Source organism: Colwellia sp. MB3u-41 (genome assembly GCF_014076845.1).
GTDB lineage: Bacteria > Pseudomonadota > Gammaproteobacteria > Enterobacterales > Alteromonadaceae > Colwellia_A.
In genome coordinates, this window is the sequence record NZ_JACGUT010000079.1 from 25,616 (window position 1) to 52,013 (window position 26,398).

Below are 26,398 nucleotides of genomic sequence, written 5' to 3' on the forward strand. Positions count from 1 at the left end.
CCATTAGTCGTTTAAAATCACATCATAATCACATCAAATTGCTCTTGATTATACATGGATTCTGTCTGAACTTTAATTTGCTTACCTATAAACACTTCTAACTCAGCAAGGTGATGATATTCGTCATTAATTAATGACTCACTTACCGCAGAAGAAGCATAAACAATAAACTTGTCTGAATCATATGCTCGGTTTACTCGGACGATTTCACGTAAAATTTCAAAACAAACAGTTTCCACAGTTTTCAAATGTCCACGGCCTGAGCACACTGAACATTCACCACAAAGCACATGCTCTAAACTTTCACGGGTACGTTTACGTGTCATTTCAACTAAGCCCAGCTTAGAGAATTTACTGATGCTATATTTAACCTTGTCTTTCGCCATCGCAACATCTAAGCTGTGTAAAACACGTTTTTGATGCTCTACACTGTTCATATCGATAAAGTCGACAATAATAATGCCACCTAGATTTCTAAGTCTGAGCTGTCGGGCAATAACTTGTGTTGCCTCTAGATTAGTATTGAAAATGGTTTCTTCTAGATTACGATGACCAACAAACCCACCTGTATTTATATCAATAGTGGTCATGGCTTCAGTTTGGTCGATAATTAAGTAGCCACCTGACTTTAAGTCAATTCTTCGATGTAGTGCTCTTTGTATTTCATTTTCAACATCAAACAAATCGAAGATAGGTCGTTCACCTGGATAACATTCTAAAACTGGCGTTAAATTAGGCACAAACTCTTCTGTAAACTCTCGTAGCTGTTCATAGGTAAGTTTTGAATCGATACGAATTCGTTCGAAATCGATACCAACGAAATCACGTAACACACGAAATGCCAATGACAAGTCTTGATATATAGGCGTTTTGAATTGCTTTCTTTTTTTACGGTCTTGTACTTTTTTCCAAACACGACGTAAAAATTCAGCATCATGTTTTAATTCTTTTTCGTCAGCACCTTCAGCAGCAGTTCGCACAATAAAACCATGCTCTTCGCTGCAGTATGGCGTAATAATATCTTTAAGACGATTACGTTCTTTAGCGTGTTCAATTCGTTGTGAAATACCTGCATGGTTTGCATTGGGCATTAACACTAAGTATCGAGCTGCCACGGTAATGTCTGTGGTTAAGCGCGCACCTTTTGTGCCAAGCGGGTCTTTAATGACCTGAACGACAATTTGCTGGCCCTCATGTACTAACGCTCTTATGTCTGGCACATGATCTGCGGGTAAGTCATCATTATTGATAATCAGTTTGGTATTGATATCTGACGCATGTAAAAAAGCCGCTTTATCTAAATTAATATCAATAAAGGCGGCTTGCATACCCGGCAGTACTCGAATAACTTTACCTAAATAAATATTACCCACTAATCCTCGACGAGATTCACGCTCTACATGTACTTCTTGCAACACACCGTTTTCTATTAGCGCAACACGTGTCTCACTTGGGGTTACATTAATCAGTAATTCACCACTCATAGAGTTTCTCCGTCCCTTAGATACGTTGCTGGGTCTTGAATAGGTGTAGGTAAACCAAGCTCAGCTAATAGTTTTGCTGTTTCATACAAAGGTAAACCGACCACGGCAGAATAACTACCTTTAATTTGTGTCACAAATTGTCCGCCAATACCTTGGATACCATAAGCGCCAGCTTTATCACGCGGTTCACCGGTATGCCAATAACGTTGGATTTCTTCAATGGTCAGCGCTTTAAAGGTAACATCAGTAGAAATGATGGCAGAAGAGATTTGATTATTCTTTACCGCTGCAATTGCGGTAAAGACTTGATGAGTATTGTTTGACAGCATGAGTAATTGCTGGCAACACGCTTCAATATTTTCAGGTTTACCCAAAATATGTTGTTTAAAAATAACGCTAGTGTCTGAGCCAAGCACCACGCAGTCTGCCGCAAGATCCTTTGAAACCACTTTTGCTTTTTCAATCGCTAAACGTAAAACATAGTCTCGAGGTAATTCATTACCGAGAATACTTTCATCAATATCAGCTGAAACAGTTTTAAATTGATAGCCCAGTTGACTGAGTAATTCTTTTCTTCGGGGTGACTGTGAGGCTAAAACTAACATAGGCTTCATACAAATTTACTCAATTAACGGGTGGAGAATAGGCACTAAGTTATACGAAAGTGACGACGTACTTTTCTTAATAATAAAAACGCCCATGGCCAAAGTACTATCGTGGTGATCACCGGATATAAATAGCTGGGGAGAAACACCGCATCGGTTAAAAACCGCTGCATCCAAAAAACAATTAAATGGTATAAAGCGGATAAAACACCCACAATAAGAGATTGTTGCCAAACAGAGAAATTTCGAATTTTTTGGAAGTTCCCAGCAATAATATAAACGACCATAGCCATTGCCATCATGTGCACACCCAGGATAGAACCGAGTAAAACATCAAGTAAGAAACCAACAAAACCAGCGGTAATAACATTCACTCGCCCAGGTAACGCCAAACACCAATAAACAAGTACCACCAATACCCAATCTGGACGAAAGGCATCAATACTTAGTGGTAATGGCATAATACTGGCAATTAAAGCAATAACTGTAGTAAACATAATAATCAAAATATTACGAATCGGCATTGTTTATTCCTGTGTCATTGTCACTTTTTTTATTCACTAATTTATCTGGTGCTGCTTTTTTTTGTGAAGGCGCAAAAATTCCAGGGGCTTTTTCAGGCCAAAGTAACAGTAAGTAACGCAATCTGTCTATTTTAGCCACCGGCTCACTTTGAACCAGTGCAAAGGCATTAGCGTCATTTTGTATAACGGTGGTAACCCGAGCAACAGGATATCCTTCAGGGTATTTATCGCCAAGACCCGACGTTACGAGTAAATCACCACTGCGAACATCCGTACTATGTTGTACAAAATTATGTGTTAGCCTGTCTATTTGCCCAGTACCTGATGCAACTAAACGAACACCATTACGACTGACTCTTACCGGTACCGCGTGCGTAACATCAGTAATTAAAATGACTCGACTGCTGTTTATGCCCACATGCAAAACTTGTCCAACAATACCTTCATCATCAATGACTGGCTGCCCTTCAAAAAGGCCGTCGTCACTCCCGCGGTTAATAACCACTTGATGACTGTAAGGATCAGAATCTACTGACAATATTTCAGCAACCATTTTCTTGACTTCACCTCTTAGTGGCGAAGCAAGCAATAAGCGTAAACGTTCATTTTCTTTTTTTATAATTTCCAATGCCAGTAATTGCTGATGGAAACGTAATTCTGAAATTTTATATTGTTGGTTTTCGCTAATCAGTTGTCGTCGGGTAATAATATTTTCTGACGCCCAGGTCATTATCTGTTTAGGCGTGGTCGCTAAATACTGTAAAGGACTTACCATAGACTGCAAATAGCCACGAATGTTCTCGAAACTATTCACTTTATGGTCGAAAAAAATTAAAGATATAGAACAAAACAACACCAACAAAAGTCGGTGCTGAGGAGAAGGGCCATGTTTAAATATTGGATTCATAAGTTAAACTTGTATAAATGCTAATTTATCGGCGGCCATGTAGACTAAAGACAAGAAGAATGAACTGAGTTGACGCGCGTCAATGAACATCTTCACAATGTCGTTAATTAACATGGCAATAAATAATTAGTATGACTTATTCGTAAGAACATTTACTCATAAGAAAATAGGTCGCCACCATGCATGTCTATCATTTCAAGCGCTTTACCACCACCAAGAGCCACACAAGTTAGTGGGTCATCAGCAACTACAACAGGAATACCTGTTTCTTCCATTAATAAGCGATCTAAATCTTTTAATAATGCACCGCCGCCAGTAAGCACCATACCGCGTTCTGAAATGTCAGAGGCCAATTCTGGTGGCGCTTGCTCTAAAGCAACCATAATAGCACTAACAATACCGGTTAATGGCTCTTGTAATGCTTCCAATATTTCATTGCTGTTTAAGGTAAAACTACGAGGAACACCTTCGGCTAAATTACGGCCACGCACTTCAATTTCTAAGACTTCTTCACCTGGATAAGCTGAGCCTATTTCATGCTTGATGCGCTCCGCCGTTGCTTCACCGATTAAACTGCCAAAGTTACGACGTACATAATTGATAATGGCATCGTCAAATTTATCACCTCCGATGCGAACCGATGAAGAATATACTACACCATTCAATGAGATAATACCCACTTCTGTCGTACCGCCGCCAATATCGACCACCATAGAACCGGTGGCTTCTGAGACAGGCATACCAGCACCAATAGCGGCAGCCATAGGTTCGTCAATTAAATAAACTTCACGTGCGCCAGCACCAAGGGCTGACTCACGAATGGCACGACGCTCAACTTGAGTTGAACCACAAGGCACACAAACGAGTACACGAGGACTTGGGCGTAAAAAGTTATTACTGTGCACTTGCTTAATAAAATACTGAAGCATTTTTTCAGTAACAAAAAAGTTAGCAATAACACCATCTTTCATTGGGCGAATAGCTTCAATATTACCCGGCGTTCTGCCGAGCATTTGTTTTGCAGCAGAACCGACTGCAGCTACACTTTTTGAACCACCAGAGCGGTCTTGACGAATAGCAACTACCGAAGGCTCATTTAAAACAATACCTTGGTCTTTTACATAAATAAGAGTGTTCGCCGTTCCTAAATCTATTGATAAATCGTTAGAAAACATGCCGCGTAATTTTTTAAACATAAGGTCAAAATATCCTACAAATGGTGCTAAGGCACTAAATTGCCAAAACGACTAAAATTCTACCACATATTAATTTAATCAATAAATTAGTATTAAAAATAACAAGTAAGAATGTTCAGTATTTAATTAAAAGTTATAACACTTAATCATACCCCAGACTTTAGGAAATGTGTTGTCTGTTTGTAAAAAAACACCTTTAAATAGATGTTTTTTCGGTTTTATTTATTAAAAGAGATAAAAGCAACGAAATTGCTAAGCTAATTACCTATTTCTCGCCATGATATAATACGATCGTTGCCCCGGTATACGCCAAAGGTCGCTGTTGCTGATGGGTTTTGATTATATGGACCATCAAAATTATTATTTGCATTTAGCCAGTCAAACTGTAACCAAACGGGTGCAGTATATTCAACATTAATGTCCCCTTGTGCATTTGTTGCTGTTAGCTCAATAATTTGACTATAGCCATTTTTTAATTGACTTGTTTCCAAAGTGATCCCCGATAAATTTTTGTCTAAAGTTCCATCAGTTAAAATAATCTCATTATTCTCGCTCGAAATAGACAAACAGGAATCGTCAGTATTCGTAACATACTGTCCATTTTCAGCTAAATATTGTGCATACATAGGCTGTGAAATATTTGAAATTTCAGGACCAAAACTATTTTCAACTATTAAACGACCAAAGCGAACATTGACACCGATATTCTCCTGAGAAGTAAAACTCGGATTTAAAAAGTATGAACCATTGCTATCATCTGGTTTAATCGTGATGCCATCATTATCAATAATACTATTTATTGGTATTTCAAATGCGGCATAGAAAGGGGCTATGACACTGTTAGCATTTCTCAAGTAAGTAAAGTGATGTTGATCAGATAATCTGTATTTTAATATACCATCTTCAATACTTATAAAACTCCCTACGGCACTAACATCAGCCAGTAACGGTAAACCATTAGCATGAATGCTTAATGGTGAACTGAAGCTCACATCATTATTATCAAGTTTAACAAAATCACCCATATAATTTTTTGTAAGACCATAATTAGCATTGTAAGCAGTAAGAGTTAATATTGGCTCTACACCATATTTAATTGAGCCTACCTCAACATTATTATCTATCGTTTTTTGTCCGCTATAAACCCAAGAGTTAATTATGCAAGTATCATTGTGATTAGCCGTAATACTTCCTGCTTCACTCGTCTCATTATTATCTACAATCGTTTGAATGAAATACGCAGGTGTAAAGCGTCCAACATTCTCGCTTCCTTGCGCATAACTAGCGACATTACTCACGGTTTGCTGTTCACGTAAGGCTACCTTTAGTAAACCAACTTCACTAAATTTCACTTCACTGTCTTGAAATTCACCCGCCATAAAACTTAATATTTTTCCACCACTGTAATCATTCGCGGTAACTGTTGAGGTAATACTGCCATCATTGTAAGTTAAAAACCCATCAAAACCATTACTGATAGGAGCAATACGTTGTAAACTTAGCTCCACTGATTTATTTGTAAAATTAGCTGTTTTATCACCTTGTCGATTAATCGCTTCAACTAATAAATTAAATTCAAGACCTGCTTGCTGAGTTACTGTGCCTGCTTCGGCAGTTTGTTCAGTTAAAGCTTGTTGATAAGCGTTGGTTGGATATATACCAAAAGCATACGGACGCACGTAAAAAGCAGAATTGCCGAATAAAGTTACAGCCGGATTTTCAGATGTGGCAGCGATAGTATGCTTAGCATGCAATACAATATTACCCGCATCAAAGTAAGTATTGTTACCGAGTAAAGCTGTTGAATTAGCACCAAAAGTAAGATTAATTGTTTGGTAACTATCGATGTTACCAGCACGGTTTTGGTTAATTTCATTAGAGGCTATCGTATATTTTTTATCGCTTATGCGATCTGGCGATATCATTTCAATCGCAAAATCTACCTTTTTAGGTTCATTGAATACACCCACACAAACTCCATTATTATTGCTTACCGCTTGAATGGTTAAACCAGTATTGGCAACACCTGCCACTTCAATATCATCAATACCTGAAAAAATAAAACCCGCATCGGCAAACGTCATTATACAGATATTGTTTGTACACACCTCTTCACTACTCGTCGACGAGATAGTTTCATTTGCAATTGATAAGGTAATATTTTCACTTACCGTGTAATTAAAATCGACATCAGTACTGCCAATAAATGTTGTTGTTGTATTTACAGTATTACTTCCCCCTGTCGCCACTAAATCAAGCGTAATTTCTTCATTACTCTCAATACAATCGCTACCGTCATATACATTAGTACAGGCGCTTACAACAACCGTTTCTATATCGCAGGTTAGCCCTTGTCCATCATGTTGAATGCGATAATGGTTTATATTATTTACACAATCAAAATTTTCGTCCATATCAGTTTGAATTTCGTTTTGAGTTAATACTTTTGAATAAATTCTAACTTCATCAAACTTACCGTTAGCAGAGTCATCAGGTGTGTAATAACTTGTTGTGTTATCGCCAAAAATTAACGTTCCTAATTCACCTAATTGGCCATTGGTACTCTCTGTTTGTTCAACGACACTAGAAGCGTCAACATACAGTTGAAAAGTGTCATTATCAAAATCCCAAGTAACGGTGAGATAATACCAAGTATTGGGTAAACGTGCGGTAACGTTAGGCTCAGTAACTGAAAAATCACTGTCATTTGAATCTTCAAATCTAAAGTCTAAGCGGCCATCAGATTTCAATCTTAAAACAAAGTACTTATTTTTTGATGTCGATGTGTGTTCTGCCAATGTGGCATCAAATAAAACCCGATTAAAATTATCGTCTGCCCACCCGTTATTGCTGTTGAACCAAAAGCTTATTGTGCCTTTATTACCAATATCATCGTCTGCATCTAAACTACTTGAGAAGGCATTTTCTGTTGATGTGTCACTATTTTTACCATTACTGTCAAACCCTCGACAATACTGACCATTCGTAATTGACTCTCCTCCATCATTTAAACCGTGGTTACCCACGTCACTATTGTCGTTAATTTGAGATGAAAAATCCAATTGCTCAAATCGATAAAAAGCTAATAAACTACAACTAACCTCTGCTCTGAGACTACCGTCATAGTTTTTCCCATTATATTCGTTATCATACAGGCTATTTATTTCTGTAGTGGAAAGTACTAGGGCATATATCTTAAATTCATCAATCAATCCTTCAAAACTTTGCGATGAGTTAAAATCACCACTATAATCGTCTTGTTCTTGCCCGATAACAATGCTGTCAGAATAAGGAACAGAGAGTTTCCCGCTGCCAACTCCAGTATCACACTCTTGATAATCACCATCAACAAACAAGCAGACTTTGTCATTTTCACGCGTTACAAGTAAGTGATGCCACTGACCATCAGTCAACTCAATCTCACTACTCAATGTTTTGCTGTCATCTTTTATTTTTACCTTAACGTCTTTATTATCCTTAAGGTAAATTTCTAATTCATCATCCTTTTTATTTTTCCCCAATGCTTGAAAAATTTCTTGTTGACTTTTATCTTTATTGGTATTTATCCATAGTGAGAGTGTAAAATTGTTAAGCCCATCGACAACACCTCTAGGAACGCTTAGCCAATCACTAGTATCTGTTTTAGAAAGATCCAATGCATTATTTATTTGAGCGTCGTCCGCTGATTCATCAATGCCATAGATGCCCGCATTATAGTTCTCTGTTTTATCTATAACTTCAAACCCTAAACCAGTGTAGGTACATTCATCAAAACGATAATCAACAATGGGGTGAGCTGCTACCTCAACTTCACAAATTTCACCAAAATCAGCGTTAAAAACGTTGCCGTCATAAGTTAATGTCGAGTTGGAATTAAGGATCACTGTTTGTCCAGATGCAACACCGAACAAATAACTTGCAGAATTAAAGGTTATATTTTTAGCATAAAGTGCACCCGAGAATGTAGAACTACTGCCAAAGGTTACATTACCATCCACATACATAACCAATTTACTCGTATCACCTGTTTGATTTACAGCATTAGAATTAATAGTAACGGGTGAGGTAAAATTGATATTTGAATCTATAATTACTTTAGCTGTGCCTGCACCCACCACATTTATTTGAGTCTGAGAACCAACCGAAAAGCTGCTAATATAATAGGTTTTCCCACCAGATAAGTTCAGGGTATTATTATAGCCAACAGCGAGTTGTTCAAAAAAATATACGTCATGATTATCACTAAAATTTAACGTTGCATTAGCACTAGAGGATACTTGATTATAGTTGTTAACAGTTGTTGTTCCAAAAGTCGTTATTTGGGAACCAGGAGGATTATAATTAACAGAACCACCACCAGACAAAAAGTTAATACTGACTGTTTCTGCTGAAATATTTGACGCTGTACAATCGGCACTACTACAGCTGTTGATATTCGAACCAGCATTGTGACTTACTTGTCCAGTAGCTAATTCAGTGTCTGGATTATTAATAAGTCGGGCATTATAGCCAAAGGTTATCTGACTATTACCACTGCTATTGCCATGAGTAGCAATAACATCAGGAAATACCACCTGACATTGTGCTGCAATTGCCGAGTATTGAACAAAAACACATAAAAAAATAACAGAGATACTACGAAACAGCATTGTGAATTCCCTAACGAGAAAAAGAAGTATAATCAATATACTAAAGTTACCTTTAAGTATTACTGATAACAAGTAGTGGCTAGTGTTTATTATAGTATCGAGTAGCTAAAAACAATTATTTAAGGGTCTATAATTGTTTTTAGGACAATAAAAAGCCCCGCAATGGCGAGGCTGTTTTGAATTTTCTTTACTTAACCTCAGCGTGATTTAATAGCGCGCTTTCTCAGAGATAAAGCAATTAGTGCGATAGCAAAAATCATAAGGGTAGATGGTTCAGGTACTTGAGCTGTCGGTCTGTCAGCAATATTACGTACGTAGAAAGTGTCATTTATTTCGTTAGTATAGCCATCAGCACCTTTAACACCTACTTTGATGTTAAAATCAGCGATATCAACATGAACAAAATTTGAATTCCAATATGCTACTGATTGAATTATTTGTCCATTACGTTGAAAATCGCTCAACGTTAGTTCTGCAAACAGTTGCTTTATATTAGTGTCAATAATCGCCATCCAGCCAATATGTACTGTAGGGTTTTCAAATATATTATCTACCCATTCACCCGTAGTGGGGTCTATATCAGAAAAATTTGTTGTGCTGATAGGTGCAGCCCAGGTCCAATCGTAACCTTTATATGTGATATATGTATCACTGGTCAGTTCAGTGGTAATGTAACCCGCAAAAGATGCACTAGAGAAAAGCAGGGAAAACGTTAAAATTAATTTAAGCGTATATTTTATCATTATAAAACCTCAATTAATGAAAAACTACAATGGTACGAATCACCAGATATCACATCATATGCATATACCGTACCAGTATTAAATTAGCTACTATAAACAATACAATGGAGTGTATTGTTTTTTATTTTAAAGTACAACTGTAAAAAAAACCAACACTATATTTATTAACATATAGTGTATAAAATTAAAGGGGATTTAAGTAAAATTTTACAAACTCCGTGCTTCTACCTCAATTATCCTCGACGTAGCTTCCCCGTCAATATCGCACGAGCCAATACTTGTAACCGTATAATAACGAACACCATCATGAAGAAAGTCATTACATCCGATAGGACCTATTATATTGCATCCTTTTAAACCTGATGTATTATTAATTACAGGAGGGACATGGCTGACATCACTACATTTTTTTGTCGAGCTAGTGCCTAAACCAACAGGAAATAATTGTGCTAATTGCCACTGAACTCCTGTTTGTGCTGCTGTATACGCACGGGTTCCTAACACTTCAAACGCAACATTTTGCTGGCTTGATGCCATCATTTTAACCAAAGCTGCTCCCAGAAGGGACAAAACAACAATAATAAATATAGCGATGACTAATGAACTACCTTGATGTTTATTAGGCGTACGTAAATGGTAAAATGACGTTAATATTATTACCTGCTTATTATGGAACATTAGGCACCTGTATTTCATGACTAAAAATAATGTTTTCTCGATTTATAAAGAAATGTAACTGAATTAACACTAGTGCATTACGTCTTAATGTTACATCAACAACATTAAAGGGTGATACTGTATTCCCAAGGTTTTCAGCCATTAGGCTCCAATTATTCTCAACGCCATTATTACTGCGTATCGGCGTATTATCTACAATGGAGTTTGTATAGTTTTTGTATCGATAAAGTTCATCATTCTCAAGACAGAATGCAACCGCTGGCTCTATAAAATAAATGCGGCTCGTTGGAGAATCGGCCCTAAAATGTATAGGATTAGCAGGGTTACCTAACGTTAATACTACTGCTGGCGAACTGTCATTAAGTTCATTTCTATTTAGCAAAGGGGAAAGTGAATCAAAGTCATGAATAACACCATTGTTATTATCATAAATATCATCGGTATTAAGTGCATACACCGCAATTTTTGAACTATTATCGACAAGTGCACTCTTAAACGGCACTAATGTTATCGTATTTGACGTTGGCTCAGGCAATACAGGGATATCTAGATAAATTGCACTCTGTGCAATCGGTATAAATTCTAAACATTTTTTTCCACTACCATTCACAACACGGACACTATTAGGTAAGGCGTTTCTTACTTCTCGATTTAACCGTTCAATAACAAAACGTGCTGTTGACGTTATCTCTTCACGATCCACTGCATCAGTATAACTTTTTGTACCAAACTGAATAAAACTCGTTGTGCTAACAGCCAACACGCCTAAAATTACGATTACCGTAACTAACTCCACTAAAGTAAAACCCTTTTCCTTAGCCGATAATATGCGCATTAGAAATTAGCCTTATAAGCAGAAAAGACAAAATCAAAACCTTGAGGTGTAGTTACCGTGACCGTTATTAGTTTAGCTGTGAAATTGGTCGTAATTGAATTTCCGTCTGGATTACCGTCGTAGTCACCGTCATTAACAACGGTGACATTAAGTTGATAACCTATGTAAATATCATTTCCTGTTGATTCCCCAAGTGAATTCTCGATAACAACGAGTCCTTGGTAGTCATCTACGTCGTCATAGAATTCACGATCATCAGACTCTTCATTTTGTAAGATTGTTGAACAGGTATTTTCACCATCAATAAGTTTAATTTCGCCATCGTTATTGATGTCGTCACCGCAACGATAGAACCCTCCCGACATATCAGAATTTTCATCAAACGCTTTACCTAAGATTTCGTTAATCATCGACTGGCCTAATTCAGCTGCCCTTATTTGGTGAACTTGCTCGGCACTTTGATTAGATAATGGATAAATTAATGTCGTTAAAATAGAAAAGGCGATAGATAATACGACAATACCAATAATGCTTTCTATTAAGGTAAAACCCTTTTGCAAAGGTGAAACAGAATTTAAGGGTAAGCGTTGATCAAAGGGCATGAATATAACCCTCTGCTTCAATGGAAACCTTCAGTTCCTGATCACCAGAGATGCTAATCTCACAAGGCTGGTTACAACCTTGTGGGCGCCCCAAACTATCAAAAGAAAAGGTAAGTCCTATAGGGCTAAAGGTAACATTATCGTTATTATCGATGACAACTAAAGTAGCTTTTTTCTCCATATATGCAGGGGGAGTGTCACAAGTTACCTTACCAAGTTTATCTGCGCTGATCATTATCTGGTGGCAAGAGTCATTAACTTGTTGCATAGCACGGGTTTGTATTAAGCGTAGTTTAGCAATAACATCGGTTCGATATGCATATTCAGTAAAACCATTTGAAGTGAAAAATTTAGGGACTACCGTTGCCGAAAGAATACCTAATATGATGATAACAATGACTAACTCAATCAGAGTAAAACCACGATGATATTTTCTAAGTACATATGTTCTCGATTTGTCGTTCATCAATGTATTTCCTTACTCTGCCTTTAAACGCTAAATACACTTATTAATAACATATTGTGGCGGGCTATTAGCGTCTACGGCTCTTACATAATAAACGATACACGGATCTGTTGTTCTGATTGGAGCTGTCGTGTCATCGCGATAGATGGCAACCACTCGTCCGGTGGTTCCACCGAGTCCTCGATATTTAAAATTTTCACCTAAATTAAGCAGCCGTTGCCACTCACCGACGTTTGCTAACGGGTAGCCAAAGTTAAGGGATAGTTCTCCGTCATTAGCTAAACCGCCACCATCATCAATGTTAACGGTGCCTATCGCCAAGCTATGATTACCCTTAACCAACGACTTACTATGAATAAGTGCAGCAGCACTTTGCATTGCTGCTTTAACACCTTGCAATGTTGCTGTTTGTGCATCTGCTTTTAAGTTAATAAATTTCGGAAGTGCTGTCGCGGCTAAAATACCAAGAATCACAATAACGACGACGAGTTCAATCAGCGTAAAACCTTTAGTCGCTTTATTTGATTGCTTAAATGTAGCCGAAGACTTCGTTAATACCTTCATTTTATTTAAAATTCCATCTTACTTAATCTCTACAGCATATCGTATTTTTTCATAAAAACATATCTTGTAATCTACAAATAATTCTATGATAAGATATTGTAAATACAAGTGAAGCACTCTATTCTTTGATATCTATTTTTTAAATATTTTGACTCTATTGACTCTTTTCCCCTATTTTCGATTTTTACTTATCTCATATTTCTGCTTTGCCATGCATGTTGTACTGGAAACCCCCGGTGGCACAGGCTTGTATTTATCATTCAATGTCTTTGGTTGGCTAATTGCTACCATTCTTATTTCTTTAGGACTTTGGCAAATAACCCTTAATAAGAAAGTCGTGACCAGTAGCTTACAACTTTATAGTCTATTAGGCTTTTTATGTTTATGCGTTCCGATGTTTTATGGCAGTGAATTTAGCGACCATGCTATTCCTCGCTTACTCGGCTTAGCCGGTGGCTTGCTACTGTTATTTTGTTTGTATCAATTTGATGAATTAAGAAAAAACCCACAACAGGTTTTGTGGTGGATATTAATAGCTATTGCAATACAAGCTTGCTTTGGTTTAGTGCAATATTTTATTTTAGAAACCAGTGATTGGGCGGGCTATAAGCCTGGCATTAGCCGTCCGCACGGCAGTTTTCTACAACCTAATGTTATGGCCAGCTTTATGGCTACAGGTATAGCAATTGCCTTATATTTGTCCGTTACTTCAAAAAAATTCTCTGTTAATAAATATCAACAAGCACTTTGTTACTTTTGCTTATTCTCAGCTACTTTCTTAGTAGTGGTTTTGCAGTCAAGAACTGGACATTTAACGACTCTTTTAGTCCTGGCTTTTATTAGCCCTTATTTATACTTTAAGCATAAAAAACAGCTAGGAATTAATTTAGCAATAATTTTCGTAGCTTTTGCCATGTCTATAATCAGCTTTAACAACAGTGAGATATTTAACCGCGGAGAAGAAAACTATCAAAAGGCAGGTGCTCGGCCACATACTTACTTAATTACCACACAGATGATTAAAGACCACCCCTTAAAAGGTGCAGGTTATGGTCTTTATGAGCGCGTTTTTCTTGATACCTATAATCGTTATGTTATTGAACATCCTGAAATTGGTGCTGCACAACAACGAATGGCACACCCGCACAACGAAGTTTTATATTGGGTAAGTGAAGGTGGCGTTATTGCGTTATTAGGAATGATTTTTTTCGTTGTCGCCTATATGAAAAGTTGGCTAAAAATAAATAATAAGCTCGCCAAGCGATTGACCATTTTAGGATTGATCACCCCATTACTGCTGCACAGCCAATTAGAGTTCCCCTTTTATAGCTCAGTAAGCCACTGGTTTGTTTTTATTATCTTACTCTGGTTTACTGATATGCACAGTAACAGTGATAAGTCTGAGTCTAGATTAGATAATTTTTTTTTATTACGTTTTTTATCTATATTATTTCCTATCATTTTTCTACCTTTCTTAATAACTACCTTACACACTGGCAACATTGTTGTTGAACATGAAAAACATGGTTATCAAAATATTGAGCGGTTGTTAGATATTGAAAACCCTATCGCTTGGCAAAGTAGGCTAGATAAAAACATTTATGGGCATACATTAGTCGCTGGGTTGCGAGAGAAAAGCCCTCAAGCTTTACAACGATATATTAATTGGGGACTTGGCCGTGTTAGACATGCTCCAAGAAAGAGCATTTATTCAAATATATTGTTGTGCTTAGGTATTTTGAAACAGGAAGTTGCATATCAGAGAGTTTTAAAAGAAGCTAAATTAACATATCCGCTTGTTGAAGATTGGGGAATAAATATTGTAAAGTCTAAAGATGATTAGTGTATTAATAAACATCTAATAATAAAAAACCGAGCAATGCTCGGTTTTTTATTTTCTTACCAGTTAACACTTATCAGTATCAATACCAATCGTTGGTCTAGTTTCACTGTTTGTTACTGTATTAGTATAAGTTACTAAGCATTCTGTTCCGTCAGTCGCATTCGCATGCGTAAACGTAATAGAAGTCGTTGATGTACTTGTCACTATATCTGAGTCAATGGCAATTAAACTAGCAATTGATTCTTTAGTCGGCCAACCATAATTTAAAAGAATGTTTGAAGAACCAACACTGATCGCTTGACCTGCTGCTGCCGCACTAATTTTACCCGCAACTAATGCTTTAGCATGTGCTAGATCAACGGCAGAATTTAATGCACCTTTAACTCCTTTAATTACTGACGCTTTAGCATCGCCTGTCAAATCAATAAACTTAGGTGCAGCAGTCGCGGCTAAAATACCCAAAATAACAATCACGATGACTAATTCTATTAGTGTAAAACCTGCTTGTTTTTGTAATTTTTTCATAATTTACCTTTTTATAATTTATAATTTATAGTTTATAGTTTATAGTTTTAAAGTTTTAAAGTTTTAAAGTTTTAAAGTTTTTTATTTATGTGTCTATTTAAGTTTAACTAGGGTTTACATTGATATTTATCGCTACCGTGCTATTTGCTGGCGAGTAGGTAAAGTTATTCCCTTTCGTTATTAATGTGCCTGGGTCTGCATAGCCACCAGCAACATTTTTATCTAATGTTTCTTTTAGATAATAAATACAGTAAGGGTTATTAGCATTGGTTGTATTGGTTGCGGCGATATAATTAACCGATACAGCAATAGTTCCTGAGTATTGAGCAATAGTAGGAGGTTGCTGAAAAAGGCTATTCCAAACAGAAATACAATTAACCGCTGCAATAGATGCTGTTGCAGTAGTGCCTAGTACATAACCTGGTCTGATGTTATTAACCGTGTCTTCGACTGTCAGATATAATGTAACACCATCGTAATTCACAAAGTTTTTTGGTGGCACTGCGCCATCATTATTTCTGCCTTCAGCTTCCCATTGTGCTCGTGCTAAAGAAATACCTGTGGCAAAGCCGCCCGCCATACCTTCAATATTGGCTTGCTTAGCTTGATCAGTTAAGTCAAGAAACTTAGGTATAGCAGTAACAGCTAAGAACCCTAAAATAACAACAACGATAACCAGTTCTATTAATGTAAAACCTGACTGCTTCTTCATAACAACCTCTATTTTTTTTTACCAGTACATTCACCGGCACTATTAATTGATTCTAACAACGATTTACTAATAAAGTCACTTACTTAGTGAGCTTTAATTACATTTTTTAACCTATACGTAAAAATAATTTTTTTTTCGCTACTCACGTACTTTGATTCTACTTACCTTGCCGTTACTCGGCTGGTATTCAAAATACTCACCACTTGGCAAACTATACTGACACGAACGATTTTTTTGTTGTGTCGCTGTATTTGTCTTTATATTTACCGATACAGCTGAAATAGGCTGCTTCATATAAACCATAGGCGTTGTTAGCACCTGTTGCCATATTTTACGACACTCATTTTGATTGCTTGTGCCATTTGCTAAAGCGACATCAATCCAACCCGCCTTATTAACTTCAATACGATTGGTGTCACTAGCACCATTTACGGTTGTCGTTTCTTTAATAATAACCCAACGCGGTTTATTATCCATAAACCATTGCGCATGAATACCCGTAACCCGTGCAGAAAAGGTATTGGCAACCGAATCAAAACCGACTCGAGATAAATGCGCTTCTTGTTTAAAGAAATAATAAATAAATGTCGCCATCAGTAAACCAATCATAGCCATTATGATCAGGTTCTCTGCCACAGACTTCCCTTTTTTAGCACTAACCTGTTGTAATGTCATATTCTTACTAATTAAGTACTTAAAAACATTATTATGTTTTTACTATGTAAACCCTGAAACGTGCTCAAAGTAACGATTGATATCTACAGTCATCAAGTGTGACTTTAACGGTTGATATTATTTACCTTTAAAAGCCGACATCATGTCCCACATTGGGGTAAAGATACCTAACGCGAGTACTAATACCATAGCAGCAACAATGGCGATCATAATAGGTTCAATACGAGCTGTTAATGTGCTGAGTTCGTAATCAACTTCACGCTCGTAGTAATCACCCACTTCTTCTAATAGCTCGTCTACACGGCCAGTTTCTTCACCTACCGCAACCATTTGTAGGACGAGAGGCGTAAATAGTTTGCTGGCATTAGCTGAGCGCAATAAACTGTCACCACTTTCAATTCCACCACGCATCGCTAAAATTTTATCTCGCATGTAAGTGTTATCTACCGCATCAGACACTAAGGTTAACCCCGTGGTTAAAGGCACACCCGCTTTTAATACAATAGAAAAACTATGAGAAAAGCGTGACAAAATAGAACGTTCAATAATACCTCCTACTATAGGAAGTTTTGTTTTTAGTCGGTCCCATAAATACATACCTCGAACCGTTTTTAAATAATGTCTCAGGCCCAAAAAACCAAACACACAGGCCACCAGGAGATGAGGCCAATAATTTAAAAAGAAATTTGAACTCGCGATCAACATTTTTGTTGTGATAGGTAAATCAGCACCTAATTTTGCAAACATATTAGCAAACGTTGGAATAACAAATATATTTAAGATAATCATCGCAATGACTATCGCAACAAGCACAAAACTGGGATAACGTATCGCCGTTTTTATGCGTTTACGGGTGTCTTGTTCGCGTTCAAAATAACTGGCGAGTTTTAAGAAGGAACCATCAAGTTGACCCGTATTTTCGCCAACATGTACGAGTGAAATAAATAAAGGTGAAAAAATTTTGGGGTGTTTATTTAAGGCCGTCGAAAGCTCATACCCCCCCTCTAATTGACTAGAAACGTCAGTTAACGCAATTTTCAATTTATTTGATGTACTTGATTCCGCCATGCCATTAATAGCACGAAGTATTGGAACACCAGAGCGCACCAGTGCATACATTTGCCGACAAAAAACAATCAATTCATCGAGAGAGATAACAGAAAACCCCAGTAATTCACCAATATCAATATTAGCTAAATCTGATGAGCCGCTCGCTTTCGTTGTAGATTGATTAATGGCAACGGGAATAATGCCTTGCCGCGACAACTGCTCAGCAACAGCATTAGCGTTTGCTGCTTCTATTGTACCTTTAACTTGCGAACCACTAAAACTTCGGCCCACGTAACTAAATGTCGCCATAATTAACTCTACTCTTAGCCTTGAACATCAATAGTATCAACTAAACGAAGTACTTCTTCCACGCTAATAACCCCTTGTTTAGCATAACTAAATGCAGCTTGTGCTAAGGGTGTAAATGTTGGATTTGCTTTCGCTAATTCGGTAAACGCTTCTGGGTCATCACGTTTAAGCGCCGCCATCATAGGTTCATTCATTTCTAATAATTCAAAAACACCAATACGCCCTTTGTACCCGCTGTACTGGCATGATTGACAGCCACGCCCTTTTTTATATGTCACGGTTGCTGCTTCATCACCAGCGAGATGGGTAAGCCACATCATTTCTTGGCTGTCTGGCGTGTGATCTTCACCGCAATGTTCACAAATTTTTCGTACTAAACGTTGAGCAATAACCGCCCGCAGTGAACTACCCACTAAAAAGCCTGCTGCGCCCATATCTATTAACCTTAACGCACTGGTGATAGCATCATTTGTATGCAGTGTTGACAACACTAAGTGACCGGTTAATGCACCTCGTAAGCCAATTTCTACTGTTTCATGATCACGCATTTCGCCCACCATGATAATATCAGGATCTTGTCGTAATGCTGTACGCAGTACTGTTGAAAAATTCAAATTTATTTTTGGCGCAACTTGTACCTGATTGATGCGGGGCAAACGATATTCAACAGGATCTTCTACGGTTATTATTTTTTTAGTTGATTGATTTAGTTCACTTAGTGCACCATACAACGTAGTTGTTTTACCGCTACCTGTAGGTCCTGTGACCAACACCATGCCGTGTGGCCGTGTAATTTGGTGGCGTACCCGCGCGACTAAATCGGCTGGCATACCGGTTTGGTCAAGTGATAAAAGTCCGGCAGATTGATCAAGTAAACGCATAACGACTGACTCACCATGTTGTACTGGCATGGTAGACATACGAACGTCAATATTATGCCCTTTAATTTGAAGATTAAAACGGCCATCTTGTGGTAAGCGCTTCTCTGAAATATCCAGGCCTGCCATGAGCTTTAATCGGAGCACCATAGCTGAGGCAATTTTATTTTCTTTTAAAATGTTTTCTTGTAATACACCATCGATACGTTGACGGATACGGAGTAATTTCTCATCAGGTTCGATATGAATATCAGAGGCACGCATTTGCACGGCATCTTCAAAAACCGATTGTAATAATTTACCTACGGTTGCATCACCACTGTCATCTAAAAAGGTTGACGATAAATCGAAATCAGTTGTTTGTTCGTATTCTTCTTCTAACTGACTCGCAAACGACTCTATGTCTGCCGTGCGTCGATATAACGCATCGAAGGCTTGATAAAGCTGAGATTCCATGACGACAGCAAGGTTTAACTTTTTTGGGGCAAGCATTTGCTCTAGCTGATCAATACCACTTAAATCAGCAGGGTCACTCATACCGAGTAACACACTGCCACCTTGATCTTCAATGATCAAAGCACGTAAACGACGCGCATGAACTTCAGGCAACAATAACGCAACTTCGCTTTGAATGAAGCGCTGACTAATATCTAAAAAAGGTACGTTAAGTTGCTGTGCAAGGAACTCTTGTAATTGACGCTCGCCTATATAACCAAGCTCAATTAAAGTATCCCCTAATTTTCGCCCAGTAGATTTTTGGCTATTGAGTGCCTGCATTAGCTGCTCATTAGTAATAATATGTTCATGTACTAATAAATCGCCAAGGCGCATCTTTAATTTAGGTGCTGCCATAATTATTCTCCCAACTCGGTAATACGCTGACGGGCAAAATTTTCAGCGCTTCCAGATAACCCGTTCTTATTTAATGCGGTTTTGTACGCAAAACTCGCTTGCTCAAATTCACTATTACTATCTAAAGCGACACCCAAGCCTAACCACCAACGGCTAGAGGAAGGCTCAATGCTGACTAAAATTTGATACGCCTCTGCGGAAAACGAGAATTCATTAAGCTGCTGAGCCATTGTTGCTCGTAAACTCTGGTACTCAACATTAATAACGTCATTAACATTAGGTATATTGTTTAAAGTGGTAAATGCCTGTCGTATTCTGTTCTTTTTTAAATAAATTCGGGCTTTCATCAGACGAAATTCACTATCGTTAGGTGATAAATTAATACCTTGTGAAAGTAAATTTAATGCATCTGAATAAGCTTGACGTCCAAACCATAATGCCGCTAATTGCTTTCTTGCGCTTTTATGCTCAGGTATAACCAATAACACATCTTCAAATAAACTTTCTGCCTTAGCAATATCCTTGTTAGCCAGGGCCTGTTCAGCGCGTATTAATTTTTGTTTGGCTAATGCATCGGGTGAGAGTTCTTTCCGCGATATTTTTAACGTTGACTTAGTTACTGGCAAAGACGTTAATGTAACAGGTGCTTGCAGATTATTTGAAGAAGAAGTTGCCGTGCTCATTGTTGCCAAAGGCACCTCAATTTTACTGATATTGTCTTGGGTAAGCTTATTTATTGGTGGAATAATTTGAGCTATATCAGCTTTATTCTGCTGAGTTTTTAGCAAGCCTGTAGTTATGTTGCTATTGTTAGCCTGATTTGTACTTTCATTTTTAACCACATGAGCACTATTATCTAATTTGCTATTTTTTAATACTGGTTTTTCACTGTGATTAATTTTTAACGCTTTTGACACCTTTAATGCTTGGTTTTCAACATACATTTGCCAAATAAAAATTCCACCCGTATTTAATAAAACAATGACAATTAAGCTGATAAAAATAATTTTTTTATTCGAAGAAGGAGAATCAACGGGTACGGTAAAATGACTCGTTCCTCCTTGGTCAGCTTGACGCTGGTCTAAATCTTTTAGCATTTGATTAATTACGCTCAAGCGATCACTCCATAATTCTTCAAAACATAAGCAATTAATACTGTAGAAAGAAGCACACCCGCAATACTTAAGTACACTTTAAGGTAACTTACTTGCCTTGTAGCTTCAGTATCTTCTATTGCAGCGGTTAAATGCTTATTAGTTATCTGATACTGCCCTTGTCCATAACTTAACATCAACATTTTATGACAGAGTACATTAACTAAGCGTGGGATCCCCATACTCACTTTCGCCACTCTCTTCGATAAAGCGCTATTAAATAAAGTAGCGCCTTTATAGCCTGCTACTTGCATACGGTGCTGAATGTAGCGTTGTACTTCAAGTGCGGTCATTGCACGTAATTTATAAGAAAAAGTAATGCGCTGCTTCAGTTGTCTAAACCTAGTTGTGGCTAAGCGTTCATCTAATTCTGGCTGAGCAAATAACACGACTTGCAAAAGTTTACGCGTTTCTGTTTCTAAATTCGTAAATAACCGTAAAGCCTCAAGACTTTCTTCCGGTAAAGCTTGTGCTTCGTCAAGTATGAGTACAACCGAATGCCCTGCTGAATGCAGTTCTAATAATCGCTGTTGAATACGTTGAGTCAGTAATTGAGCAGACATACGCTGTGCTTGTTTCACCCCCAATTCAACCGCTACTGCACGGCGTAGTTCGTCAGGCTTCAAGTAAGGATTGGGAATATAAGCAGTAACGAAGTGCTCGGGTATTTCATTAAGCAATTTTCGGCAAAGGAGGGTTTTGCCCGTACCTACTTCACCAATCACTTTAATAAAGCCTTCACCCGCTTTCAGAGCAGTTAGTAATACTGCTAAGGCTTCATTGTGCGGCTCTAACCCTACATAAAATGCAGTATTAGGCGTTAACGTAAACGGAAGTTCCGTTAAGCCAAAATGGTAAAGATACATAAATACTGACTATTATTGATCATTGCTTGAATCATTAGACTTACCTTTTTCACTTTGAGAAAAATCATTCTCTTCAGGGAACCAGTGCTTTAACAGCGAACGTGCATCTTGTAGTTGGTTTTTCCAAGTATCTTGGCCAACAACAATAGGTTTGAGCATAATAACCAGTTCTTTTTTCTGAGTGGTTTCGCTTTTACTTTTAAATAACTCACCCATAAATGGAATATCACCTAAGAAAGGTGTTTTAGATTCTAACTCAACTTTTCGTGTTTCGATTAAACCACCAATAACAACTATTTCACCTGATTTAGCGCGAATAATAGTATCTGACTCTCGTACGCTACTTTTTGCAAGTGGTAAAATGATTTCTTCATTACCCAATTTAATTACTTTGGTTTGTTCGTCCGTTGAAGTAACAGAAGGATGAACATGAAGAATAACCTCACCATTACCATCAATTTGTGGCGTAACATCTAAAGCTATCCCTGAGAAAAAGGGCGTTAAGTTAATCTCTGGTGTCGTTGTTGTAGAAGTACCGGTTGTCGTTGTACTTGAAACCTCGGTAACATAATACTCATCGCCACCAACCTTAATGACTGCTTTTTGGTTGTTAGTTGCGGTAATTCTTGGACTTGACAGTACTTGCACATTGCCTTGTGTTGACAATAAATCAATAACACCTGAAAAATCTTTATTACTAATAGACAGACTACTTGTACCGCCAATAGCATTGGAAATAAAGTTACCCGCAATAGCACCCGTCGTTGAAAAAGCTAAATCAGTACTGCCAATACTTCCTAAGACTTGGTCCCACTTAATACCTTGCTGGTAATCATCATTAAGCGTAACTTCCATTATTTTAGCTTCAATAATAACTTGACGACGTAAATGGGTTTGCGTTTCATTAATGAAATCTTTAATGACTTTTATTTCTTCAGGTAAAGCGCGTACAGTGACTAAACCTGCTTGTGGAGAAACAAATACGGAACGCCCTTCCTCAGTACCAACAAGTACGGTTAAGTTTTCCTGTAGTTCAGTCCAAAAATCAGATTTAGTCTCGGTATAAATATTGATACCGCTACTTCCTTGCTGAGTGTTTTGACTATTACCATTTGAACTACCTGAGTTATTAGAATTGCTGGTTGAATTATTATTGCTATTGTTTTGATCGTTTTCTGACACACCACCAGAGTTAATACTGGTGCTCGACATACCTGAGCGCTTGACGAACAAGTAGTTGAGGGGGATCGTTTCTGTGCGAATACCCGCTGGATAAACTTGTATAACTTTGCCATTGCGACGAATTTCATAGCCGTAAACTTCTTCGACCACATCAAGTACTTCGTTAAGCGTATTATTTTTCAAATTTAGGGTAATAGTTCCTGTTACATCAGGATGAACAGCAACGCTGTAAGATGACTCATCAACTAAGGCCGCAAAAAACTCTTGAGCGCTAACATCGCTTGCTGCAATTTCTAAACGTTTCTCTGCTAATAAACCCTCTCGCGCTTGGCTTATATTACGCTGCATTAATTCTTGCTGAATAGCATTAGGGACTTGTGTTAACGCCTTCGGTGCAGGTTTGCTAGATTCTTCAATGGCTTTGTCTAGCGCATCAATCATTTCTGTCGGTTTATTAGGTGCCGTTTGACAACCCAGTAACGCTAAAATTAATGTGAAAGAATAAATCTTTCTTTGGGTATTTTTCATTTGATCATATCTTTTCATTTTGATTTAACCACGACACTAGAAAAAACACTAAGCTTTAAGCGTTTTTCTGCTGAACGTAAGACTACGCTGGTGTTATTCACCGCTACTAATTCATATTGGTGAATAAAGTCACCGACTTTTAACACTTGGCCGTTAATAACCACCGTATGTACTTCGAAACCATGAATAATACTTTCTAATATTAATTCGGCTTTTTTTGCTGCTTCTGCTGAGGTCTTCGATGAAAACCCCGAACCCGAGAGCGGTTTTGTGGGGTCAATGTCTTGAGCATCGCCCTCAAAGGGGATAAGCAAAAGGACAAAAAACAGCGGACCAAAAGTTAAGTTTTTAAACACCGATAAACTCCTGTTTAGTACTTAAGCTATACATTTCTATTTCTAATTCACTGATTGGATATTCTTTAAGTTGGTAATTAAACTCTTGCCAGAAAAACTTCCACGATAATGCCTCAAGCTGGGTTAGATAATCACGTAATTGGAAGTAGCTACCACTTAATTTAATTTTTATTGCATGACGATAGAGTACCAACTCTTGCTGATTAGTCTCATATTGAGTAACGTTATTACCACCAGCTTTAACAACTTTAGTTGAACTATTTATAGGTTGCGCCGCAATCACTTGAAATGATTGCAAAGAAACACCTTTTTGTGTGTGCAGTAACTTAATTAACGCATAACGCATTTGAACCGGATCAATTAAGTCTGAAGTCAATTTTAATAGATTTACATCAACATTTCTTACTCTTTCTTTGTATTGCAAAATTTGTCTGTTGAGTGCTAAATTAGGGTCTTGCAACAGGCCTTCTTCCATTAAGTCGATAGACGTTTTAGCCGTACGATTACTGCTACTAAGTTGCACAATTTGCTGTTCAAACGTCGCCATTTTCACGCCATTATCATCAATAAAAAAACTATAAATAATAAAAATTATTGCAATGAGTCCGGTCAGTAACACCATATATTGTTCACGAGGTGTAATGGAGACATATTTTTCACAATACCCTTGCCATTGTTTACTCATTAGCGCCCCCGGCATTTGGTTTAGAGCTAACGACAAACTCAGTAAGTTTTTGTTCGTTTTCGTTTAAAGAAAAATTGATAAATGATTTACCTGATAAAAATTTTGACCTTTCAAATTTAGCTAACCAGGCGGGTACCGCTTCAGGTGTTCGCGCTAAACCAGAGAAAGTTAAGTCTTTATAGGTAATATTAACATGCTGTAAACTAATATCTTTGTGATGCATTAAAGACAATTCAGTCATTGATGATGCAAAGCCTGCAACTGATGTATGGGTTGGATCCGTTAGCTCACCCAGTAATACATTTTTGTTTTTCAATAAATGTTTCAGTATCGCAAGCTCTTCAATCACTTTAGCGTCAGCCCGATTAGCGGTTAACTGATTTTCAAGTTGAACAAGTAAATTATCTTGATTCGCTTTTATCTCAGTGAGTGTTAGGCGCTCAGCGCTTAATTTTTTCACCTGATAATGATTAAAGAAAGCCCAAAACAACATGAAGATAAAGACCAAAGACCAAAGCATAACGACACGGGGTAATGTCACTAACGCTTTTTTAGGCAGTAAGCCTGTTTGCAGTAAATTAATTGAATTTTTTGCCATTAGCTGATTGGCTCCATATGATTCAATTGCGTAGCTCCTAGGGTTGCAGCAAATTCTCGGGCATGATGAAACCCCTCAGGCATCGTGAGTAAATTTACAGCTACATTGGTGTTTTCAGAAAGTTTACGCGCTAATACAGCCTCATTAGCTATAGGTACAATAACTTCAATAGAACGTATTGGTGCTTGCTTTAGTTGGCGTTCAAAATAATCGGTTGAGCGTTGAATTTCTAGGTTTAAATTATCAACAATACCCAATGATAACTCTTCTTCTGTTTTGTTGGCAATTTGAGCAAAACCACGTAAACGACGTGAGAAAAACACTTTCCCTTGTTTAATAATCAACAGAATTATTTCTTCATTGGGTTGCTGGCAAACCATTAAGCACGCATCGTCTTGTACGGCGAGTAAACTGGCAAAAGCAAATTCCTCAGTGGTAATCGACTTTAAGATTAAACCATCATGATTAAGCGGTTCAATCAAGGTTAAGATTTCTTTTTTAGAAGCACAAACTACATTTATTTTTTCATTTCCACCGGAAAGCGTTGGACCATTAAAATAATCAAGTATCATATCTTCTGGAGAATAATTAACAAGGTCTTTTATTTGCCATTTTAGTGCGTCATTTAATTCACTTTCAGGAATATTAGGTTTATCAACTTGCACGATTTGTGTTTGCGATGAAGCGAGCACTAGATGACATTGTCCATGCAACTGATACTTTTCTTGTTGAATTTTTATCTGTTGAGGGTGTTCTGCCAATGGAGAATTAATTTGCTGAAACTGAGGTTCACCTTGCTCGGGACGAGAGAAAAAGGCAAAAGATTGCTGGCGTAAGCTTACACCTAACAAGTTTGTAGACTCAATTTTTGAGAAAATATTATTTATTTTTGTAATAAGTGACATTTATCAATATTATTATTTATAGTCAAA

The 26,398-nt window shown here is 37.5% G+C and carries 25 protein-coding genes; 1 reads left to right on the forward strand and 24 read right to left on the reverse strand.

What is annotated here, in order from left to right; genetic code table 11:
- Positions 1 to 17: 17 nt before the first annotated feature.
- The 12 genes from rng to H4J73_RS20800 form a co-directional block, all read right to left on the reverse strand.
- The gene (gene rng / locus H4J73_RS11395; protein ID WP_182180799.1) at positions 18 to 1,484 is read right to left on the reverse strand and encodes a ribonuclease G; all 1,467 of its coding nucleotides are present in this window, start codon (positions 1,482 to 1,484) and stop codon (positions 18 to 20) included.
- Complete coding sequence (locus H4J73_RS11400) at positions 1,481 to 2,089, reverse strand: nucleoside triphosphate pyrophosphatase (protein ID WP_182180828.1); 609 nt, start codon at positions 2,087 to 2,089, stop codon at positions 1,481 to 1,483. The genes rng and H4J73_RS11400 overlap by 4 nt, the downstream gene beginning before the upstream one ends.
- Before the next feature lie 44 nt (positions 2,090 to 2,133).
- A complete protein-coding gene (mreD, locus tag H4J73_RS11405; RefSeq protein WP_182180801.1) occupies positions 2,134 to 2,613 on the reverse strand; it encodes a rod shape-determining protein MreD in 480 nt (159 codons plus the stop codon).
- Positions 2,600 to 3,520: a rod shape-determining protein MreC gene (gene mreC, locus H4J73_RS11410; protein WP_182180803.1), complete on the reverse strand. Its 921-nt coding sequence runs from the start codon at positions 3,518 to 3,520 to the stop codon at positions 2,600 to 2,602. The genes mreD and mreC overlap by 14 nt, the downstream gene beginning before the upstream one ends.
- A 152-nt stretch (positions 3,521 to 3,672) precedes the next feature.
- Positions 3,673 to 4,716 carry a rod shape-determining protein gene (locus H4J73_RS11415; protein ID WP_182180805.1) on the reverse strand — a complete coding sequence of 348 codons (1,044 nt, stop codon included), beginning with the start codon at positions 4,714 to 4,716 and terminating at the stop codon, positions 3,673 to 3,675.
- A gap of 257 nt (positions 4,717 to 4,973) precedes the next feature.
- Entirely contained in the window at positions 4,974 to 9,365 is a 4,392-nt protein-coding gene (locus H4J73_RS11420; RefSeq protein ID WP_182180807.1) for a DUF6701 domain-containing protein, read from the reverse strand.
- 197 nt (positions 9,366 to 9,562) lie between these two features.
- Complete coding sequence (locus tag H4J73_RS11425) at positions 9,563 to 10,108, reverse strand: PEP-CTERM sorting domain-containing protein (protein ID WP_182180809.1); 546 nt, start codon at positions 10,106 to 10,108, stop codon at positions 9,563 to 9,565.
- A gap of 207 nt (positions 10,109 to 10,315) precedes the next feature.
- Positions 10,316 to 10,786, reverse strand: coding sequence for a pilus assembly PilX N-terminal domain-containing protein (locus H4J73_RS11430; protein WP_182180811.1), 471 nt, complete (start codon positions 10,784 to 10,786; stop codon positions 10,316 to 10,318).
- The gene (locus H4J73_RS11435) at positions 10,776 to 11,621 is read right to left on the reverse strand and encodes a PilW family protein (protein ID WP_182180813.1); all 846 of its coding nucleotides are present in this window, start codon (positions 11,619 to 11,621) and stop codon (positions 10,776 to 10,778) included. The genes H4J73_RS11430 and H4J73_RS11435 overlap by 11 nt, the downstream gene beginning before the upstream one ends.
- Positions 11,621 to 12,223 carry a prepilin-type N-terminal cleavage/methylation domain-containing protein gene (locus H4J73_RS11440; protein ID WP_182180815.1) on the reverse strand — a complete coding sequence of 201 codons (603 nt, stop codon included), beginning with the start codon at positions 12,221 to 12,223 and terminating at the stop codon, positions 11,621 to 11,623. Before H4J73_RS11440 ends, H4J73_RS11435 begins: the two co-directional genes overlap by 1 nt.
- Positions 12,213 to 12,689, reverse strand: a complete 477-nt coding sequence (locus H4J73_RS20795; RefSeq protein WP_182180817.1) for a prepilin-type N-terminal cleavage/methylation domain-containing protein — start codon at positions 12,687 to 12,689, stop codon at positions 12,213 to 12,215. The genes H4J73_RS11440 and H4J73_RS20795 overlap by 11 nt, the downstream gene beginning before the upstream one ends.
- Positions 12,690 to 12,719: 30 nt before the next feature.
- Entirely contained in the window at positions 12,720 to 13,253 is a 534-nt protein-coding gene (locus H4J73_RS20800; RefSeq protein WP_182180819.1) for a prepilin-type N-terminal cleavage/methylation domain-containing protein, read from the reverse strand.
- A 211-nt stretch (positions 13,254 to 13,464) separates the two neighbouring features.
- On the opposite strand from H4J73_RS20800, the gene H4J73_RS11455 reads away from it, so the two are divergent.
- Positions 13,465 to 15,096 (forward strand): PglL family O-oligosaccharyltransferase, encoded by a 1,632-nt coding sequence (locus H4J73_RS11455; protein ID WP_182180821.1) that lies wholly within the window; start codon positions 13,465 to 13,467, stop codon positions 15,094 to 15,096.
- A gap of 63 nt (positions 15,097 to 15,159) precedes the next feature.
- On the opposite strand, the gene H4J73_RS20805 is transcribed toward H4J73_RS11455, so the two are convergent.
- The 12 genes from H4J73_RS20805 to H4J73_RS11515 form a co-directional block, all read right to left on the reverse strand.
- Positions 15,160 to 15,621: a prepilin-type N-terminal cleavage/methylation domain-containing protein gene (locus H4J73_RS20805; RefSeq protein ID WP_182188793.1), complete on the reverse strand. Its 462-nt coding sequence runs from the start codon at positions 15,619 to 15,621 to the stop codon at positions 15,160 to 15,162.
- A 103-nt stretch (positions 15,622 to 15,724) separates the two neighbouring features.
- Positions 15,725 to 16,333: a type II secretion system protein gene (locus tag H4J73_RS20810; protein ID WP_182182138.1), complete on the reverse strand. Its 609-nt coding sequence runs from the start codon at positions 16,331 to 16,333 to the stop codon at positions 15,725 to 15,727.
- Positions 16,334 to 16,471: 138 nt separating this feature from the next.
- Complete coding sequence (locus tag H4J73_RS11470; RefSeq protein WP_182182139.1) at positions 16,472 to 17,008, reverse strand: hypothetical protein; 537 nt, start codon at positions 17,006 to 17,008, stop codon at positions 16,472 to 16,474.
- 117 nt (positions 17,009 to 17,125) lie between these two features.
- Positions 17,126 to 18,367: a type II secretion system F family protein gene (locus tag H4J73_RS11475; RefSeq protein ID WP_182182140.1), complete on the reverse strand. Its 1,242-nt coding sequence runs from the start codon at positions 18,365 to 18,367 to the stop codon at positions 17,126 to 17,128.
- A gap of 14 nt (positions 18,368 to 18,381) precedes the next feature.
- On the reverse strand, positions 18,382 to 20,097 hold the full coding sequence (locus tag H4J73_RS11480; RefSeq protein ID WP_182182141.1) for a GspE/PulE family protein: 1,716 nt from the start codon (positions 20,095 to 20,097) through the stop codon (positions 18,382 to 18,384).
- Between the two features lie 2 nt (positions 20,098 to 20,099).
- The gene (locus H4J73_RS11485; protein WP_182182142.1) at positions 20,100 to 21,212 is read right to left on the reverse strand and encodes a lipopolysaccharide assembly protein LapB; all 1,113 of its coding nucleotides are present in this window, start codon (positions 21,210 to 21,212) and stop codon (positions 20,100 to 20,102) included.
- Positions 21,209 to 22,117 carry an ExeA family protein gene (locus tag H4J73_RS11490; protein ID WP_182182143.1) on the reverse strand — a complete coding sequence of 303 codons (909 nt, stop codon included), beginning with the start codon at positions 22,115 to 22,117 and terminating at the stop codon, positions 21,209 to 21,211. Before H4J73_RS11490 ends, H4J73_RS11485 begins: the two co-directional genes overlap by 4 nt.
- Positions 22,118 to 22,129: 12 nt before the next feature.
- Positions 22,130 to 23,845, reverse strand: a complete 1,716-nt coding sequence (gene mshL, locus H4J73_RS11495) for a pilus (MSHA type) biogenesis protein MshL (protein ID WP_259366671.1) — start codon at positions 23,843 to 23,845, stop codon at positions 22,130 to 22,132.
- Positions 23,842 to 24,183, reverse strand: coding sequence for a hypothetical protein (locus H4J73_RS11500; RefSeq protein ID WP_182182144.1), 342 nt, complete (start codon positions 24,181 to 24,183; stop codon positions 23,842 to 23,844). The genes mshL and H4J73_RS11500 overlap by 4 nt, the downstream gene beginning before the upstream one ends.
- Positions 24,176 to 24,868 (reverse strand): hypothetical protein, encoded by a 693-nt coding sequence (locus H4J73_RS11505; protein ID WP_182182145.1) that lies wholly within the window; start codon positions 24,866 to 24,868, stop codon positions 24,176 to 24,178. The genes H4J73_RS11500 and H4J73_RS11505 overlap by 8 nt, the downstream gene beginning before the upstream one ends.
- Positions 24,861 to 25,466 (reverse strand): PilN domain-containing protein, encoded by a 606-nt coding sequence (locus tag H4J73_RS11510; protein WP_182182146.1) that lies wholly within the window; start codon positions 25,464 to 25,466, stop codon positions 24,861 to 24,863. Before H4J73_RS11510 ends, H4J73_RS11505 begins: the two co-directional genes overlap by 8 nt.
- Complete coding sequence (locus H4J73_RS11515; RefSeq protein ID WP_182182147.1) at positions 25,466 to 26,371, reverse strand: hypothetical protein; 906 nt, start codon at positions 26,369 to 26,371, stop codon at positions 25,466 to 25,468. Before H4J73_RS11515 ends, H4J73_RS11510 begins: the two co-directional genes overlap by 1 nt.
- Positions 26,372 to 26,398: the final 27 nt, after the last annotated feature.

Coding starts and splice junctions, on each gene's coding strand:
- H4J73_RS11430 (WP_182180811.1), bottom strand. CDS start 10,786: ATGTTCCATAATAAGCAGGTAATAATATTAACGTCATTTTACCATTTA.
- H4J73_RS11425 (WP_182180809.1), bottom strand. CDS start 10,108: ATGATAAAATATACGCTTAAATTAATTTTAACGTTTTCCCTGCTTTTC.
- H4J73_RS11420 (WP_182180807.1), bottom strand. CDS start 9,365: ATGCTGTTTCGTAGTATCTCTGTTATTTTTTTATGTGTTTTTGTTCAA.
- rng (WP_182180799.1), bottom strand. CDS start 1,484: ATGAGTGGTGAATTACTGATTAATGTAACCCCAAGTGAGACACGTGTT.
- H4J73_RS11440 (WP_182180815.1), bottom strand. CDS start 12,223: ATGCCCTTTGATCAACGCTTACCCTTAAATTCTGTTTCACCTTTGCAA.
- H4J73_RS11475 (WP_182182140.1), bottom strand. CDS start 18,367: ATGGCGACATTTAGTTACGTGGGCCGAAGTTTTAGTGGTTCGCAAGTT.
- mreC (WP_182180803.1), bottom strand. CDS start 3,520: ATGAATCCAATATTTAAACATGGCCCTTCTCCTCAGCACCGACTTTTG.
- H4J73_RS20810 (WP_182182138.1), bottom strand. CDS start 16,333: ATGAAGAAGCAGTCAGGTTTTACATTAATAGAACTGGTTATCGTTGTT.
- mreD (WP_182180801.1), bottom strand. CDS start 2,613: ATGCCGATTCGTAATATTTTGATTATTATGTTTACTACAGTTATTGCT.
- H4J73_RS11505 (WP_182182145.1), bottom strand. CDS start 24,868: ATGAGTAAACAATGGCAAGGGTATTGTGAAAAATATGTCTCCATTACA.
- H4J73_RS11490 (WP_182182143.1), bottom strand. CDS start 22,117: ATGTATCTTTACCATTTTGGCTTAACGGAACTTCCGTTTACGTTAACG.
- H4J73_RS11470 (WP_182182139.1), bottom strand. CDS start 17,008: ATGACATTACAACAGGTTAGTGCTAAAAAAGGGAAGTCTGTGGCAGAG.
- H4J73_RS11510 (WP_182182146.1), bottom strand. CDS start 25,466: ATGGCAAAAAATTCAATTAATTTACTGCAAACAGGCTTACTGCCTAAA.
- H4J73_RS11435 (WP_182180813.1), bottom strand. CDS start 11,621: ATGCGCATATTATCGGCTAAGGAAAAGGGTTTTACTTTAGTGGAGTTA.
- H4J73_RS20800 (WP_182180819.1), bottom strand. CDS start 13,253: ATGAAGGTATTAACGAAGTCTTCGGCTACATTTAAGCAATCAAATAAA.
- H4J73_RS11480 (WP_182182141.1), bottom strand. CDS start 20,097: ATGGCAGCACCTAAATTAAAGATGCGCCTTGGCGATTTATTAGTACAT.
- mshL (WP_259366671.1), bottom strand. CDS start 23,845: ATGAAAAGATATGATCAAATGAAAAATACCCAAAGAAAGATTTATTCT.
- H4J73_RS11455 (WP_182180821.1), top strand. CDS start 13,465: ATGCATGTTGTACTGGAAACCCCCGGTGGCACAGGCTTGTATTTATCA.
- H4J73_RS20805 (WP_182188793.1), bottom strand. CDS start 15,621: ATGAAAAAATTACAAAAACAAGCAGGTTTTACACTAATAGAATTAGTC.
- H4J73_RS20795 (WP_182180817.1), bottom strand. CDS start 12,689: ATGAACGACAAATCGAGAACATATGTACTTAGAAAATATCATCGTGGT.
- H4J73_RS11400 (WP_182180828.1), bottom strand. CDS start 2,089: ATGTTAGTTTTAGCCTCACAGTCACCCCGAAGAAAAGAATTACTCAGT.
- H4J73_RS11415 (WP_182180805.1), bottom strand. CDS start 4,716: ATGTTTAAAAAATTACGCGGCATGTTTTCTAACGATTTATCAATAGAT.
- H4J73_RS11515 (WP_182182147.1), bottom strand. CDS start 26,371: ATGTCACTTATTACAAAAATAAATAATATTTTCTCAAAAATTGAGTCT.